The following is a 15,660-nucleotide window of genomic DNA, read 5'->3' on the forward strand; positions in this document are numbered from 1 at the left end:
CGAGCACAGACAAAGTCAAAAACTAAACCCGTCGGCTCAGCTTAAATTCAGTGGAATCAAAGCGTTATTGGTCTTCTGATTTTGAACCGACCTTTATGTCAACTTTACCCAGTTCGGCGGCCAAATCAGCTGCAATATTTACGGCTTCTTGAATATCAGCACGCTCAAGGTATTTTTTCTGTTTTTCTTCTTTTGATAAGATGCGATCAGGGTCCACGCCCTTTTTCTTTTCTTCGGCCCGCTTCTCTTCACGCTCCTTCAGGATCTCACCAACTACAATAGTGCGACCTTGCTTTTTGGCCTTTTTGATTTCATCTTCAACTTCTTTAAAATCCTTGTTTTTTGCCACTCGTTTTTTTGAAGCTTGCTTCAAATTGCGGATGATTTTTCCGTCAATGGGATGCCAATACCCCACTCCCGCAGGAACAAACGCCTCTGCCGACAAAAAGGGTTTAATGCTCTTAGGTGGCAATGAATAGTCTAGAGTTTTCTCGCCAATTTCATCGGTTGAATAGGGACTTGGAAACTCTATATCTGCATCAACTCCCCGATGCTGGGTAGAGTTACCCCCTGGAGTAAAAAACATTCCCACCGTCGTCTTTAGCGCGCCAAATGCCCCACCCCTCAAAGGTTGCACAGACTGCACACTGCCCTTACCAAAGGTGTGGTCGCCGCCCACAATAATCGCCCGCTTGTAATCCTTAAGGGTGCCAGAAACAATTTCAGAAGCACTGGCAGAAATTCGACTGATCAGCACCACAAGTGGGCCTGGCCAATCCACTTTTGGATCTAAATCAGCCAATTCTTGCGCCGGCCGACCGATGTCGCGGCTGGATTGCTTCACCACATTCCCCACTCTAAAAAACAAACCTGCAATTTTCACAGCATCATCGAGTGATCCACCACCATTAGTTGACAAATCAAAAACTACTGAGTCCACATTCTTATCACGCACTTCAGCTAGAAGCTTCTTAACGTCACTTGCCGCCGAACGGCCACCCTTTCGCGTATCCGCGTAAAACGATGGAAGATCCAAAAGAGCTATTTTATAGGTCTTATCCCCCACCTTACGATCTAAGTAAGTAACCGCAGCGGCTTCGTCCTCCAGATCCACTTTTTGCCGAACCAACGTCACAGTAAGTGTTTCATTCTTCTTGGCCGATTTTCTTAAAACCCGCAGCCGCACCTTTGAGCCCTTTGGCCCACGAATTCGGCGAACCACATCACGCAATTCCATTTCAATCACATTTTCAAATTCACCCTGTTCGCCCTGGGCCACTGCGATGATTTTATCTTGTGTTTTTAACTGATTGGATTTGTAAGCCGCCCCACCAGGCAATAAATTTTCGATCAGCGTAAACCCGTCTTTTGAACTCAGGGTAGCGCCAATTCCCTCTAAGGAAAGATTCATATTGATTAAAAAATCCTCCCAGCTGTCCCGTGAAAAATAACTCGAATGAGGATCTAGTGCGTGAGCAAAGGCATCGATATAAGTAGCCCAAAGATCTTCTGTTTCATAAGTGCGCACCCGGCGCTCCACTCGTTCGTAGTTTCGCTCCACATACTTCTTGGCTTCGGCCATTTCCATATCCGTGGCCAAATAGTTGGCGACTTGAAACTGAAGATACTGCTTCAGAAATTTCTCGGCTTGCGCTTTACTCGCTGGATAGGCCCGCTCATCGGCATCCAGGTTTAAAGAGGTTTTTGGATCAAACTTAAAACCCTTATTTAAGTACTGCTTAACAAAAGCCACGCGTTCAGCCACTCGCTTCACGAGCAAGTCTTGGGCCTCCACAATGGGTGTACACTGCTTATTGGCTGTGGCTTTTACAATCCCTTTTAACTTTCGCTTAAGTAGAGATACGTCCTTATTTAATAAATAAATCTTTGACCCATCCAATTTTTCAATAAACTGATCAATGGTTCGGTCTTCGATTTCTTTTGACGGCTGATCGTGAAGAACATGATAGGCCAAAAAACTCCGTTCAATATCCCAAATGTGGTCACAGCTGAGATTACTGGTCGCCGCTTTCTGTGCAAAAGCCTGATATGATATTAAAAAACCAATAACAATAACTGATAGTCGACTCAAGAAACCTATGGAATACCGCATGTTGGACCTTTCCCGTTGATCAATCTGGCGTTTCGAATTCTAGATCTTATCGGCCCTAGACTCAAAAATTAAACTCCACTTCAGTCGAGGACTTTTCAGTCTGCCGAAGTCGACGCACTACTGCCAGACTTTTCTCCAGCCCGACGCCTGATAACTGTAGAACTTTTTGCCGCCTTTTTCTTACCCGGCGCCTTACTCGAGGCCTTTTTTCCAGCCACTTTTTTATTTGCCTTCTTTGCCGCCACTTTCTTTTTAGCAGGACCCGATTTTTTCTTAGCTGCCTTTTTCTGTGGCTTCTTCTTGGTCACCTTCGATGCCAACAATTCAATTGCCTGCTCTTTAGTCACATCTTCAGGCTTAATATCTTCTGGCAAGCTGGCATTTACTTTTCCACATTTGATATACGGACCATACTTGCCCGTGAGTACTTGAATTTCATCTCCCGAATCCGGATGCGCACCCAGCTCTTTTATGGGCGCCGCTCGTCCACGAACTTTTTTCGGCTGCATGAGCAACTCAATAGCTCGCTCCAAATCCACTTCAAATAAGTCGTCCGATTTTGGAATCGAACGGTAATCGCCATCACACACTACGTAGGGGCCAAAACGCCCGAGTCCTTTCTTAATGACTTTTCCAGTTTCTGGATGCTCACCCAAAGTTTTAGGCAACTCAAGAAGGCTCAAGGCCTGACCAATAGTTACTGTTTCCGGGTCCATTTGAGGTGGCACTGCAATTCGTTTTGGTTTTGACTCGGCTCCATCGCCTTCTGCTTCACCCAGCTGCACATAAGGACCATAGCGACCACTCAATACATACACCGGCAAACCGGTTTCTGGGTCTTTCCCCAGAGCATCGGCTCCATTGATTTTTTGATCAATCAGCTTATTTGCCGATTCCTCTGTCATATCGCCCGGAAAATAATTATCGGGAAGAGAAGCACATATCTCTTCTCCCTTTTGTTTTCGGCAAACATAGGCGCCATATCGACCAATTCGAAAGCTTAAACCCTTTAGACCAGGTAGCTCAATATTTCTCGATGTTTCGTCACTAATCACCGACTCTTGCTTTTCAACTTTTGTTTTTAAACCCGAGTCGCCAAAATATACCGATTTTAAATACTTTTTGTACTCAAGATCACCTTGGGCGATGTCGTCCAAACGTCGTTCCATATCTGAGGTAAAATCAAGGGCTACGTAATCCGGCAAACTCTCACTCAGTAACTTTGTCACTACCATAGCGGTGAACGTGGGCACCAAAGCGTTGCCCACTTTCTTAACATACCCACGATCTTGAATGGTGCTAATAATTACGGCGTATGTTGACGGACGACCAATGCCTTCTTTTTCCATAAACTGAACCAAAGACGCTTCAGTAAATCGTGCTGGCGGTTTAGTTTCGTGAGGCAAACACTTTAGATCTTTGCATTGAACGACTTCGCCTTTTTTGAGCTGAGGCAACCGAATTTCACGATCATCCAATGCCGCCTCTGGATCATCTTTACCTTCAACATAAGCCTTTAAAAAACCCGGAAATTCTATAGTCATCCCTGATGCACCAAACTCAGCATCGCCCACCCTTATGCGAACGCTCATTTGTTTGTGTTCCGAATTGACCATCTGAGAAGCCACGGTTCGCTTCCAAATTAAATCGTAAACCTTTAGTTGTTCACCCAACAACCCTGAATCCTCTGGGCGTACAAACTCCGTGCCTGCAGGACGAATGGCTTCGTGCGCCTCTTGCGCGCCTTTGACCTTTTTCTTGGTGTACGTCCGCGCCTCTGGGGGCAAATAGTTTTTGCCGTACAAACTCGTAATGCAATCGCGGGCCGCTTTAATCGCCTGGTCAGAAAGTGCGGTGGAATCTGTTCTCATGTAAGTGATAATACCGCGCTCGTAAAGCTTCTGCGCCACTTGCATGGTTTGCTTGGAGCTCATCCCCAATTTTCTGTTGGCCTCTTGTTGCAATGTGGATGTGATAAAAGGCGGTGCCGGCTTTCGCGATACAGGTCGCTCCTCGACAGAGGAAACCTTCCACTCTTTTTTATCAATGCTTTTATAGATTTCTTTGGCATCTGCCTCTTCAAGGTGAAGAACAGTGTCTTTGCGGTCGGCCAGTAGCTTACCCGTTTCGCTGTCAAAATCCTTGCCAGTTGCAATGCGCTTTTCCTTATAGCTAACAATCTTTGCATCAAACCCCACGGAACTTTTACTCAAAGCACCCACAAGATCCCAATACTCAGCTTTGTTAAAACGCAATCTCTCTTGCTCTCGTTCAGCAATCAGGCGCACCGCCACTGATTGAACTCGTCCAGCAGAAAGACCGTAGGCCACTTTTTTCCACAACAAAGGAGAAATTGTATACCCCACCAGACGATCCAGAATTCGGCGGGCTTCTTGCGCTCGGACCAAATCAAGATCCACTTCTCGCACATGTTTAACCGCGTCCTCGATGGCTTCTTTTGTGATCTCATGAAACACCATGCGCTTCACAGGAACCTTGGGCTTTAACACCTCAACTAAATGCCAACTGATACTCTCCCCTTCGCGGTCTTCGTCCGTTGCCAGAATCAGCTCGTCGGCATCTTTGAGTTTGTCTTTGAGATCTTTGACAATGCGTACTTTAGTTTTAGGAATACAATATACGGGCTCAAAACCCTCTTCCACATTCACGCCCAAGTTGGCCCAAGGTTGCTTTTTAAATTTCTCAGGAATATCTTTTGCCGATTGCGGCAAATCGCGAATATGACCCATACAGGACTCAACAATGAAGCCTTTGCCTAAAAATTTGCGGATTGTGCGGGCCTTTGTCGGTGACTCCACGATAACGAGCTTGGTTCCACCGCTGGTATTTTTTGCCATATTGTTATTCCATTCCTGTATTTGACTCGACGCCTCTATTACCACTATGGGCTTCACTGTAGTTTATGATAGAAACAAGGCATGAAGCCAATCACAAATTTCAAAAACCCTGGAATCAAAGTACTTTTTACTGATATCGACGACACGCTCACACACCAAGGTCGATTGCAAGCTGAGGCCTATGATGCCCTTTGGCAATTGCATAATGCGAACATTGCGGTGGTGCCGGTAACGGGTCGACCAGCGGGTTGGTGCGAACTCATTGCCCGCCAGTGGCCCGTAGCGGGCGTCATTGGCGAAAACGGTGGATTGTATTTCCGGTATCACGAAAAAAAGATGCACAGGCATTATGCATTTCCGGCCACCACACGTAAGGATCATCGAAGTCGCCTCGAACTCGTAAAGGCGGAAGTTTTGCAACAGGTGCCAGGTGCGGCATTGGCCTCTGATCAGTTTTGTCGCGAAATGGATTTAGCCATCGATTACTGTGAAGATGTTGCCCCACTTGACAAAGGCCAGGTGCAAAAAATCGTAGATATCTTTACGAAACATGGAGCCACGGTGAAAGTCAGCTCTATCCACGTCAACGGGTGGTTCGGCGACTATGACAAGCTCACCATGTGTAAGGCATTTGCCGAAACCGAACTGCAGATCCGTTTAGATACGCAAGGGTCAATCTGCGCTTTCGTGGGGGACTCCCCCAATGACGAGCCTTTGTTTGAGTATTTCGAAAACTCCTTTGCCGTAGCGAATGTGAATCGATTTGTGGACGACATGAGTCACTTACCCAAATACGTGGCCAAAAAAGAAGGCGGCCTCGGGTTCGCAGAAATTGCCAAGCGAATGTATTAAACATCGGCATCCCCAAAAGGTATCGGATTACTTTTGGTAGCAATAGTGCGTCACCAGAGTGACGCGCCATTGCTACCAAAAGTAATCCGATACCTTTTGGGGATGTCTTTTCCGGAAAACCATTAACGTAAACTCTTGCCCTGATATGGCCTTGGACAGAACGAGCCTTTATCACTTTGGTTGACGCAGTGTCGCCACTAAAGGAAGCAGGTACCTATTGCGAACAACACCGGGTAGCGTTTTTACATGACCCCTAACGTTCGCACCTATCAGGACTACCGACAGTTTTTGAAGGATTTTGCTGAATATAAGCGCCGGCAGAATTCCCATTGGAGCTATGGGACCTGGGCCCACTCCTTGGGACTTAAGGCCACCACATCTATATCCATGATCATCAATGGACAGCGGCATCCTGGCGAACAGATCCTTCACTCTCTGGTTGAATACTTTGGTTTTAGTCCCAATGAGGAGTCTCACTTTCGAAACTTGGTGGCGCTGGCGAAATCCAATGAAACCCATCTAAAAAATATTCTTAAAAAAGAAGTGCATACATCAAGCCTTAAACAACCTCGTCCACCCATTTCTCGTCATTTGTTTTCACAAATTTTTGAATGGCATTTTATGGCTTTACGGCAATTGGCCCGTATGGGACGCCTCACTACCAACAGTCAAATCACAAAACGCCAACTTCTCCATCGACTTTCAGAAAAAACCATTCAAATGGCCACAGAAAAACTCATCCACCTCAGATTACTTGAACTCGACAGTGAACAAAAACTGGTGGCACCGGCCTCACCCCTGTCTACACAGCAAGACATACCAGATGAGAACATTCGAGCATTTCATCAACAGATGATTTCCCTGGCCGCGCAGTCTGTCCAACGTGTTTCCGTAAAAGAAAGAGAGATCGTTGGACTCACCATTCCGATCTCTCGCGCTAAATTGAGACAAGCTAAAGAACTCATTCGAAAATTTGCCTCCGAATTTGACGCGCTAATGGACGACACCCAGGGCGATGCCGTTTATCAATTAAATGTGCAGTTTTTTCCGTTAGCCGAAGGCGTCATCAATGATCACGACAAGGAACCATCTAATGAAAAGAATCACTAGATCACTTCTCTTTGCATTCACTCTAACACATTCTTTATTTGCCGCTGCCGGCGGAGACTTCGTAGGTAATGGCGGCGGGCTTGGCGAACAAAACGTCAGCCATGCACTATTGCATCTTAAAACCATTCTCCCCCTGTGCTTGGCTTCTGAATTCTGCCTGACCCGAAGCGATCACAAAGATTTAGTTCAGAAAATTCGCGGGCAACTAGACAAACAACTCACTGCCACGAAGCCACTGGAGTTTCTTTCTGGCCGCGTGCACCCAGAAATTTTTCTCATTAACGGAGAATATAAGACGGCCGTGACCGGCAACCGTGTGGGCGACACCATCTATATCAATATTGATTTTCTTTACCGCGATGCTGTTGGCGGAGGACGAATTCCCATGAGTATTGCCTCAGCCATGGGCCTTATTGTGCATGAACTCGGCCATCACCAGGGAATCACAGATCATGACTACCTTGATCTTGTGGGAGCCCACGTGAAGGCTTTTGCCCTTTCAACTATGGACATTCTTTATGTCGATCGATATCTAGATGGCTACACCACTCGGCCCCCACGTATAGGCCTTACAGCGATCCACTCAAAATCTTCTACGGGCGATGCACTCAAAGGGGCCGAGTCCACCTTGTTGTTTGCTGATGAATTCAAAGTCAATAACCTCACTCAGAACATCACACGGACGCTGGCCACTTGCCCTGCCACCCACAATTTTCCAGAGGGCAAAACCATCGGCTATCGCCTCTACAACCTGCATTTTGACGGCTATCGAGACACTAAGGATTTTCGATTTGGTCGATACTACCGCTTGGTGGCATCAGTGGAGCTTTACTGCGAACACTTTGAGGATAGGTCTTACCCCGTACGATTTGATGTGGGTAGTAAACTCATTGTTGATCTTTATTTACTTTTTGACGGTAACGAAAACTCATCGGGCTGGATATATAAACCTGAAAAAACAATTATGAAGTTGCTTTTAAGGGACTAGCATGGCGTTCTCCGAGCTTTCGTGCCGGCACGCCTCCCCATATTTCCCCTTGCCGAATGTGTTCCCCTTTCCTCACCACAGCATTTGCTGAAATAAGCGCATCATCCTCAATGACCACTCCGGCCAATATGCGGGCACCCGTACCCACAGTGACATTGCTGCCCACCTTAATGGGGAAGTGAGCCAACTGTTCATTTTCTATTATATGTGGAGTGAGAAGGGCGCCCTCACCAACGAGGGTGTTATTGCCAAAAGACACAAACAGGGGATCCAACACCAAACCAGCGCTGTAACTGTTTTCACCAAACTTTGCGCCCAAGGCCTGATAGAAAATTCTCATGAGTGGCAACGGAAGAAATGCCCCACGCATCACCGGATGAAAAAATATAAGAAAAAATAAAAGGTGCATATGATAAATACACTCTACTCGGGAACCTTTTTCAATGGTCCCTTCGGGCAATGGATTGATCCATAGACCGATTCGGTAGGTCCCAATTGCAAACGCCTCTATCAACAAAACAGATAAAAACACGGTCAATAGTGGCCCGTACGCGCCAACCGAAAACACATTTACCAGTTCGATGGCAGCGTATACTCCAAACCCGCAAACGACAGTTGCCATACCTAAAAATACAAATATCTGAAACCCCGTAATTTTTCTCATACCTCTATGGTAATGGGGCGAACCTTCAATATCCAATTTGAACTGATCCTGAAAACGAAGAAGCGTGAGCAGACTTGCTCACGCCAAACTCTGATCTAACAAACTATTTTTTAAGGCCCGTCAATGCCGCAAAGGGATTATTAAAAGGCTGAGCCTGAGGTCGCCTTGGTTTTCCACCTTTTGAAGGACCTCGTCCATCAGGCATTGGACCCTTTTGACCTTTACCACCACGACCTTTGTCTTTGCTGTCTTCTCGCCTGCCCGATAATTTACCCTTACCTTGCGACTTACGAACTTTTGCCTGCTTCTTTTCTGTACCCGTCAGCATAGATAAGGAGATCTGATTTTTTTCTTTATCGACCTTTAAGACCTTCACCTGCACTTGATCACCGGGACTGACCACTAACTTTGGGTCGTCCACAAATTTTGTAGTTAGCTCAGATATGTGAACAAGGCCGTCCTGGTGGACACCGATATCCACAAAAGCCCCAAAATTGGTGACATTGGTCACTATACCGGGGCAGAGCATACCCTCAGCAAGATCTTTCACTTCATGGATATCCTCACGGTATTTAAATACCTTGTAAGGATCTCGAGGATCTCGCCCCGGCTTTTTTAATTCTTCAATAATATCTTCAAAGGTGTACTCACCAATAAGTTGCGACCACTTCGTTTTGAGTGGCAACAACTTCTGAGCCCCTTCTCCTAAGGCCTGCGACAGCGTCAATCCAGCTTCGTGCAACATGTCTTTCACAGCCGCATAGCGCTCCGGGTGAATTCCGGTTTTATCAAGAGAAGTTTCTCCACCGAAAATTCTCAAAAAACCTGCGGCTTGTTCAAATGTTTTTGATGAAAACTGACTCACCTTTAAAAGCTGTGAGCGATCTTTAAACGAACCATGTTCTTTTCGGTAATCTCTGATTTTTTTTGCTGTTGCGGGGCCAATTCCAGCCACGTATTGCAGCAACGACTCAGAGGCGGTGTTGAGATCCACACCCACTTGGTTCACGCACGACTCCACCACTTCGTGAAGGGAGCGTTTTAAATGACTTTGGTTCACATCATGTTGGTACTGACCCACACCAATACTTTTTGGATCTATTTTTACAAGCTCGGCCAAGGGGTCTTGTAAACGCCGAGCAATGGAAATAGCTCCTCTCACTGTCAAATCGAGCTCAGGAAATTCTTCCCGTGCCACATCAGATGCGGAGTACACACTGGCACCTGCCTCATTCACCATAACAATAGGAGTCTCTATTCCTAGCTCCACAAAAATCTTGCGAATAAAGGCCTCAGCTTCGCGGCCACCAGTGCCATTACCCACCGCCACGGCCATGATCTTAATTTGCTTAGTCACTTCTGCAAAAAGAGTTTTTGCGTTTTCTTCAGCCTTTTCGCCCTTTAATTGCAGCACGGTATGAGACACAAAGTTGCCGTTTTGATCAACTAGTGCCACCTTACAGCCGGTTCTAATACCAGGGTCGATACCCAAAACAATGTTGGGCCCAAAGGGGCTTGCCATCAAAACCCGTCTGACATTTTCAGCAAACACGTGAATGGCATGTTGGTCAGCTAGCTCTTTAAGTTTGGCGTGCAGCTCGTTACTCACAGAAGGTTCTGTGTGTACGGTCAACGCCGTCTTAGCACAATCCACCAGAAATTCATTGGCTTGAGATTTCGAGACCGTGCAGGCTTTTTGCGTATACACAGCCATAAGCTTATCTTCATCTGCGGTGAAGTTGACTTTCAGTTCGCCTTCTTGCCATCCCCGCCGCAATGCCAGGTAACGATGGGAAGCTTTCGATTGAAAAAGCTTTGTCACATCTTCTGTGTAATCACCATATGTTTCGTATTTTGAATGGGGCTTAAATTTTGTGGTTTTTGACGAGTGAATTTTAGCACGATTAAAATACTCATCCCTTACAACCAAACGCAACTCAGGGTCGTTTGCCAAACGCTCCACAATAATGTGATGCGCTCCCCTTAGTGCTTCTTCATAGGTGGCAAAACCAGCGGTAGGATTAATAAACTCCTTGGCTTTTATCGCAAGCTCCGTGCTGTCGCTGATTTCTCCATGCCCAATGGCCCAAATCCAATTGGCAAGGGGCTCAAGCCCGGCCTCTTTGGCCATCTTAGCTTTCGTCTTTTTCTTTTTCTTGTACGGACGGTACAGCTCTTCAAGGGTGCTCAGGTCAAATGTGCCCTCAATCTGACGACGAAGCTCTGTGGTCAGATTTCCCTGTTTTTCAATTTCCTGAAGAATAAACACTCGGCGGGCCGAGGCCTCTTTCCAGGACTCAAAACAATGAATCACATCTCGCACTTGAACTTCGTCAAGGTTGCCCGTCTTTTCTTTTCGATAGCGGGCAATAAACGGTACCGTGCCGCCTTCAGCCGAAAGCTCTAGTACCGCACCTACGGAACGGGCAGATATGTTCGATAACTTTTCACTTACGTATTTTTGAAATTCTTCTGGTAAAGCAAATGCCATAAACTAGTGATTAAGCACCTATTTGTGCCGGTACATGATTAATCCATGTGAAGGGTCGTAAGGAGAAACTCCCACCGTCACCCGATCACCTACCACCACACGGATGTTAAAACGTCGCATCTTTCCACAAAGCTTGGCTGAAACAGCCACCCCATTGTCCAGTTCCACCTTATACAGGCCTCCCGCACCTGCATCGACTACTTTTCCTTCTAATTGGGCCAAATCATCTTTTGCCATAGATTGCCACTTACTCCTGCGGTTTATTTATAGTTTGATATCAGAACTTTTATTCCACTTTCAAACAATACTTCAAGGCGATCGTTTTTATTGCTGAGAATAAAACCCCAGCCCAAAACTTTATGCTCAAGGCCTGTTTGAGCTTCGTAAGAAGATCTCATGTTATAAGGGGCTGATTTAATTTGCCCGGCTTTTGTATATAGATTTTCCCATTTTTTGTTGAGAACTTCTTGTTCTTCCATGGCGGCCTGTTGCGCCTTGGTCACCCGCTTTTTCTTTTTCTTGGCCTTCTTTTTTACGGGTTCTGCCCCAGACAAGGTGGCTGGCTTGGCTTTAACTACGGGAGCCTCTGTTTTTTTCGCTGCTGGCGCGCTGGCCTCAGTGGCCTTCGCTGTGGTCTTAGCTGTGGACTTTTTCACAGCCTTCTTCGCCGCTGCCTTTTTTTCTACTTTTTTTGCAGTAGGCTTTTTAGTGATCTTCTTTGCGACCTTTTTTGCCGCTTTTTTTGCCACCTTCTTGGCTGCCTTTTTAGCCGTTTTTTTCTTTGCCGCCATATTGACTCCCCTGATCAAAAGAAATTGTATTACATGACAAAGGCGCTTTTGGCTAGATAGAACGCCGATAAACTTTCACTAAGGAGTATTCATGGGTGTAAGTTGTGCTCAAATTCAATCTCAGTTTCCCGATTTGCTTCAATTTGTCGCCGGCAACAAGGAGGCTGTGGCCCAACTTCCAAGCTCAGTGGAGTCTTTGCTTCCAAATAGTGTGGTTTTTGTCCCAAAAGCCGACTCGTTCGTGCGGGCCCTTGAAAGCCACGTGGCTATTATTGTGACCCACGAGTCTGTTGCAGAACATGCCACCTCACACTCTTTGGGTGATAAAGCCGTATTTTCAACTAAAAACGTGTATTTTACCCTCTCACAGGTTTGCTCTAAGCTGTTTCCGGTCCTTACAGACACCACAAGCGCGGGGTCAGATATACATCCGTCTGCAGTGATCGGGAAACACGTGACTCTAGGTGAAGGCGTAACGGTGGGCCCGCACTCGGTGATCGGTGATCATGTGGTGATTGGGACTCACAGTCGCATCGGAGCCAATACCACAATTGAAAGTGGAGCTATCTTGGGCGCATGGTGTCATATTCATAGCAATGTTTATGTTTCTGGATACGTCACCGCGGGAGACCGGTGTGAAATCAAGCCTCAGTCGGCCATCGGAACTGAAGGTTTTGGATTTGCCCCGGACAGCAAGGGGCTTCACCACCGCATTCCCCATTATGGACGTTTAATTTTGGGCGATGACGTTTCAATTGGATCTAACGTCAACATTGACCGTGGCACTTTTGATAGCGTGAAAGTGGGTTCCGGCACCAAAATTGATAATCATTGCCACATTGCCCATAACAACAATCTCGGAGAAAACTGCCTGCTTACGGCCGGATTCATCTCCGCTGGTTCGACAAACATCGGTGATCGCTGCGCATTTGGTGGCCGCTCGTCAGTGAATGGACACATTAACATCACCAATGATTGTGTTTTTTCTTACCCCACGACAGTACACAACGATGTAAACAAACCAGGCCAGTATGGTGGGTTCCCTTTAATGAGCCGGGTGGAGTCAATAAAGACCTATGCTGCATTTTCTCACTTACCAAAAATAAAACGCACCGTAAGTCGAATTGCCAAACATTTAGGTCTTGATGAAGATGGTCAGAACATAGCCGGAGATAGCCAATGAGTTTTTACATCACTACACCCATTTATTACGTCAACGATAAGCCTCATTTGGGCCATGCCTATTGCACAATCACTGCCGATGTACTCAATCGCTACCATCGTCTTTTCGGTGAGAGCACCTATTTTCTAACGGGAGTCGATGAACATGGTCAGAAATGTGCACAGGCGGCAAAAAAACGTGGCCTAGATCCACAAACCCATTGCGATGATATGGCTCCAAGGTTTGTTCATGCCTGGGAAGAGATGCATGTTGAGTATGATCAGTTTTTTAGAACCACATCTCCATTGCACAAGGCGGCTGTGCAAAAAGCCCTTCAACAGCTCTTTGATTGCGGCGACATTTACCCTGACACCTATGAAGGCTGGTACAGCGTCAGCGAAGAAATCTTCTACACCGAAAAAGACCTCGTCGATGGAAAAAGTCCCACGGGTAAACCTGTTCAAAAAATTGCCGAGAAAAACTATTTCTTTAAAATGTCCAAGTACCAGGACCAACTTATTCAATATATCGAAAAAAATCCCCAATTCATTCAGCCAGACAGCCGACGCAATGAGGTGCTTGGATTTTTGAAAAAACCTTTGGGCGATTTGTGTATCAGCCGTCCCAAATCGCGCCTGGAGTGGGGCATTGAAATACCCTTTGATAAAGATTATGTAACATACGTGTGGTTCGACGCACTCCTCAACTACGCCACAGGCGTGGGGTACAATCAAGAGGGCCGCGAGCAAGAATTTGATACTTGGTGGAAACAAACAGGATGTACTCACCTTTTAGGTAAAGACATCCTTACCACTCATGCCGTGTATTGGCCCACCATGCTGTTTGCGTTGGGTGTGCCACTTCCCAAACAGCTTTTTGCCCATGGCTGGATTTTAAACAAGTCCCAAGAAAAAATGAGTAAGTCCGAAGGGGACGTCGTTAATCCTTTAGATATGAAAGATGTTGTTGGGGTTGATGGACTTCGCTATTGGTTGGTTCGTGACATTCACCTGGGCAACGACGCCCCATTTGCCCCTGATTTGGTCATCAATCGTATCAACACCGAGCTTGCAAATAATTTAGGAAATCTTCTTAGCCGCACGACAAATTTGATTCACAAATATTTTGATGGCCGCACGCCCAAAGGATGGCTTGAAAATGATGCCGCCACCGATCAATTGCGTAAGATCGCGCTGGAGGCACCTGATAAACTTCGGGCCGACATCGAGCGCATGGCACCGAGCTATGCCACCGAACATGTTGTGCAGATGTTAAACGAAGCCAACCGTTATCTTGAAGAAAAAGCACCCTGGAAACTGGTGAAGACTGACGTCGCTGCCGCCGGAAAGGTTCTCTATGCTGCATTGGATGTTGTTCGAATTGCCGGTATCCTTTTGCAGCCTGTTATGCCAGTGAAAGCCAAAGAGTTATTAGACCGCCTTAATTGCGATAAGCGGGATTTTGATGCTGCAAAAATTTGGGGCGCCATTGACGAGGGCACTTTAGTTGAAAAGGGTGATCCGCTTTTTCCCAGAATCGAAAGTTAAAGGCCTGAGGATAGGTGGCTTTGATAAGGGCCGCCAGCTGCAAGACCGCTCCTCGTTTTCGATCTAGAAGTAAAAACCTCGGTCGTTCAGTAGTACTAAATTTTCGCTTAAAGCGGTATATGCCTTGGCTATTGTAAATTCTCTCTCGCTTTCCAATAAATCGAAGGAGACGATCCACGGGACGCGTTCCACTGAGGTTTTTGAAGGCGCTTAAGCCTAAACTCATTTCGCTCACAGCCTCCCTCTGCATCTGTATTGAAAGTTGCACCAATAAAAAATCCAAGGCGAAACGATTTCCGGATGGGTCTTGTACAAGGTGATCCACATATATACCGCGGCCCTCAGTCGTCGCATACGAAAACGTCGAGACCATGGCGTGAATTTTCTTGCCCTCAGAATCAGTAACTATGAACCAACGCTCTTCATCAGCCCCGGGGTATTGCCACTTCGGTGCACTCAGCAAAAATTGGATCGTGGGCCCAGAGCGTTTTTTCTTCCACCGACATATGAGATTATCAACAAAAGGTTGCCATTTTCTTTTCTCTGCCTTTGGGATTTCACCAAAGATCAGGCGCCCCCGTTGCCCCTGATTCAATGCTCGGCGAACATCCCTTTTTCGATAACCCGACCAGGTGAAATTTTTCAAATCGATAAAGTGAGAGACACCCGCATGATAAGATGAAAACTCAGTGGACAACCTGAAAGCCAAATCTTGCGAAAAGTAATAGCCACAAACGCTTACACCTAGTGAATGCGCCCAGCTCACAAAATCTTTCACTAATCTATCTGCGTCTTTTCTTTCAAATACAAGCGGATCACCTGCGACCACAAATTGCCCCAGGTGCATTTCATAGGCCACAGCACCACGGACAGTGCAGAAAAATTGTTTTCCTGTTTTTAGATGCGTCTTATGAAGTGGAAAATGGCTATAACCATGTATCAGTGTTTGTACCCACTGCGATTCAATTGGCTGAATGCTGAATTCTGAAGACATTTACCACCTGTAGCACATCCTTACTAAAGGCGAAAATATTTGCCTCAAAAAGGTAAAAAAAAGCCCAACTCAAAGTCGGGCTTTTTTTTG

At 46.3% G+C, this 15,660-nt stretch carries 12 protein-coding genes; 5 read left to right on the forward strand and 7 right to left on the reverse strand.

The features are described 5' to 3' along the window. Positions 1-64: 64 nt before the first annotated feature. Together H6626_07705 and topA are read right to left on the reverse strand one after the other, a co-directional pair. Positions 65-2,113, reverse strand: a complete 2,049-nt coding sequence (locus H6626_07705) for a carboxy terminal-processing peptidase (GenBank protein ID USN46112.1) — start codon at positions 2,111-2,113, stop codon at positions 65-67. 95 nt (positions 2,114-2,208) lie between these two features. Continuing rightward, positions 2,209-4,971, reverse strand: a complete 2,763-nt coding sequence (gene topA, locus H6626_07710; protein ID USN46113.1) for a type I DNA topoisomerase — start codon at positions 4,969-4,971, stop codon at positions 2,209-2,211. 81 nt (positions 4,972-5,052) lie between these two features. On the opposite strand from topA, the gene H6626_07715 reads away from it, so the two are divergent. The 3 genes from H6626_07715 to H6626_07725 all read left to right on the forward strand — a co-directional run bounded on the left by H6626_07715 (position 5,053) and on the right by H6626_07725 (position 7,921). Beyond that, positions 5,053-5,823 carry an HAD-IIB family hydrolase gene (locus H6626_07715; protein ID USN46114.1) on the forward strand — a complete coding sequence of 257 codons (771 nt, stop codon included), beginning with the start codon at positions 5,053-5,055 and terminating at the stop codon, positions 5,821-5,823. 246 nt (positions 5,824-6,069) lie between these two features. Beyond that, the gene (locus tag H6626_07720; protein ID USN46115.1) at positions 6,070-6,933 is read left to right on the forward strand and encodes a TIGR02147 family protein; all 864 of its coding nucleotides are present in this window, start codon (positions 6,070-6,072) and stop codon (positions 6,931-6,933) included. Beyond that, positions 6,917-7,921, forward strand: coding sequence for a hypothetical protein (locus tag H6626_07725; protein USN46116.1), 1,005 nt, complete (start codon positions 6,917-6,919; stop codon positions 7,919-7,921). Before H6626_07720 ends, H6626_07725 begins: the two co-directional genes overlap by 17 nt. Here H6626_07725 and H6626_07730 read toward each other — a convergent pair. The 4 genes from H6626_07730 to H6626_07745 form a co-directional block, all read right to left on the reverse strand. Next, complete coding sequence (locus H6626_07730; GenBank protein USN48979.1) at positions 7,896-8,543, reverse strand: acyltransferase; 648 nt, start codon at positions 8,541-8,543, stop codon at positions 7,896-7,898. The two genes, H6626_07725 and H6626_07730, sit on opposite strands and share 26 nt — an antisense overlap. 145 nt (positions 8,544-8,688) lie before the next feature. Beyond that, on the reverse strand, positions 8,689-11,076 hold the full coding sequence (locus tag H6626_07735; GenBank protein ID USN46117.1) for an RNA-binding transcriptional accessory protein: 2,388 nt from the start codon (positions 11,074-11,076) through the stop codon (positions 8,689-8,691). Between the two features lie 18 nt (positions 11,077-11,094). Beyond that, entirely contained in the window at positions 11,095-11,313 is a 219-nt protein-coding gene (gene infA / locus H6626_07740; protein ID USN46118.1) for a translation initiation factor IF-1, read from the reverse strand. Positions 11,314-11,336: 23 nt separating this feature from the next. After that, a complete protein-coding gene (locus H6626_07745; GenBank protein ID USN46119.1) occupies positions 11,337-11,867 on the reverse strand; it encodes a hypothetical protein in 531 nt (176 codons plus the stop codon). A gap of 91 nt (positions 11,868-11,958) precedes the next feature. Here H6626_07745 and lpxD point away from each other — a divergent pair, with 91 nt between their 5' ends. Both lpxD and metG read left to right on the forward strand, forming a co-directional pair. Continuing rightward, positions 11,959-13,050, forward strand: coding sequence for a UDP-3-O-(3-hydroxymyristoyl)glucosamine N-acyltransferase (lpxD, locus tag H6626_07750; GenBank protein ID USN46120.1), 1,092 nt, complete (start codon positions 11,959-11,961; stop codon positions 13,048-13,050). Further along, complete coding sequence (gene metG / locus H6626_07755; protein USN46121.1) at positions 13,047-14,576, forward strand: methionine--tRNA ligase; 1,530 nt, start codon at positions 13,047-13,049, stop codon at positions 14,574-14,576. The genes lpxD and metG overlap by 4 nt, the downstream gene beginning before the upstream one ends. On the opposite strand, the gene H6626_07760 is transcribed toward metG, so the two are convergent. After that, the gene (locus H6626_07760) at positions 14,470-15,570 is read right to left on the reverse strand and encodes a DUF2156 domain-containing protein (protein ID USN46122.1); all 1,101 of its coding nucleotides are present in this window, start codon (positions 15,568-15,570) and stop codon (positions 14,470-14,472) included. The two genes, metG and H6626_07760, sit on opposite strands and share 107 nt — an antisense overlap. Between the last annotated feature and the right edge of the window lie 90 nt (positions 15,571-15,660).

This window comes from Pseudobdellovibrionaceae bacterium, assembly GCA_023898385.1.
Lineage (GTDB): Bacteria > Bdellovibrionota > Bdellovibrionia > Bdellovibrionales > UBA1609.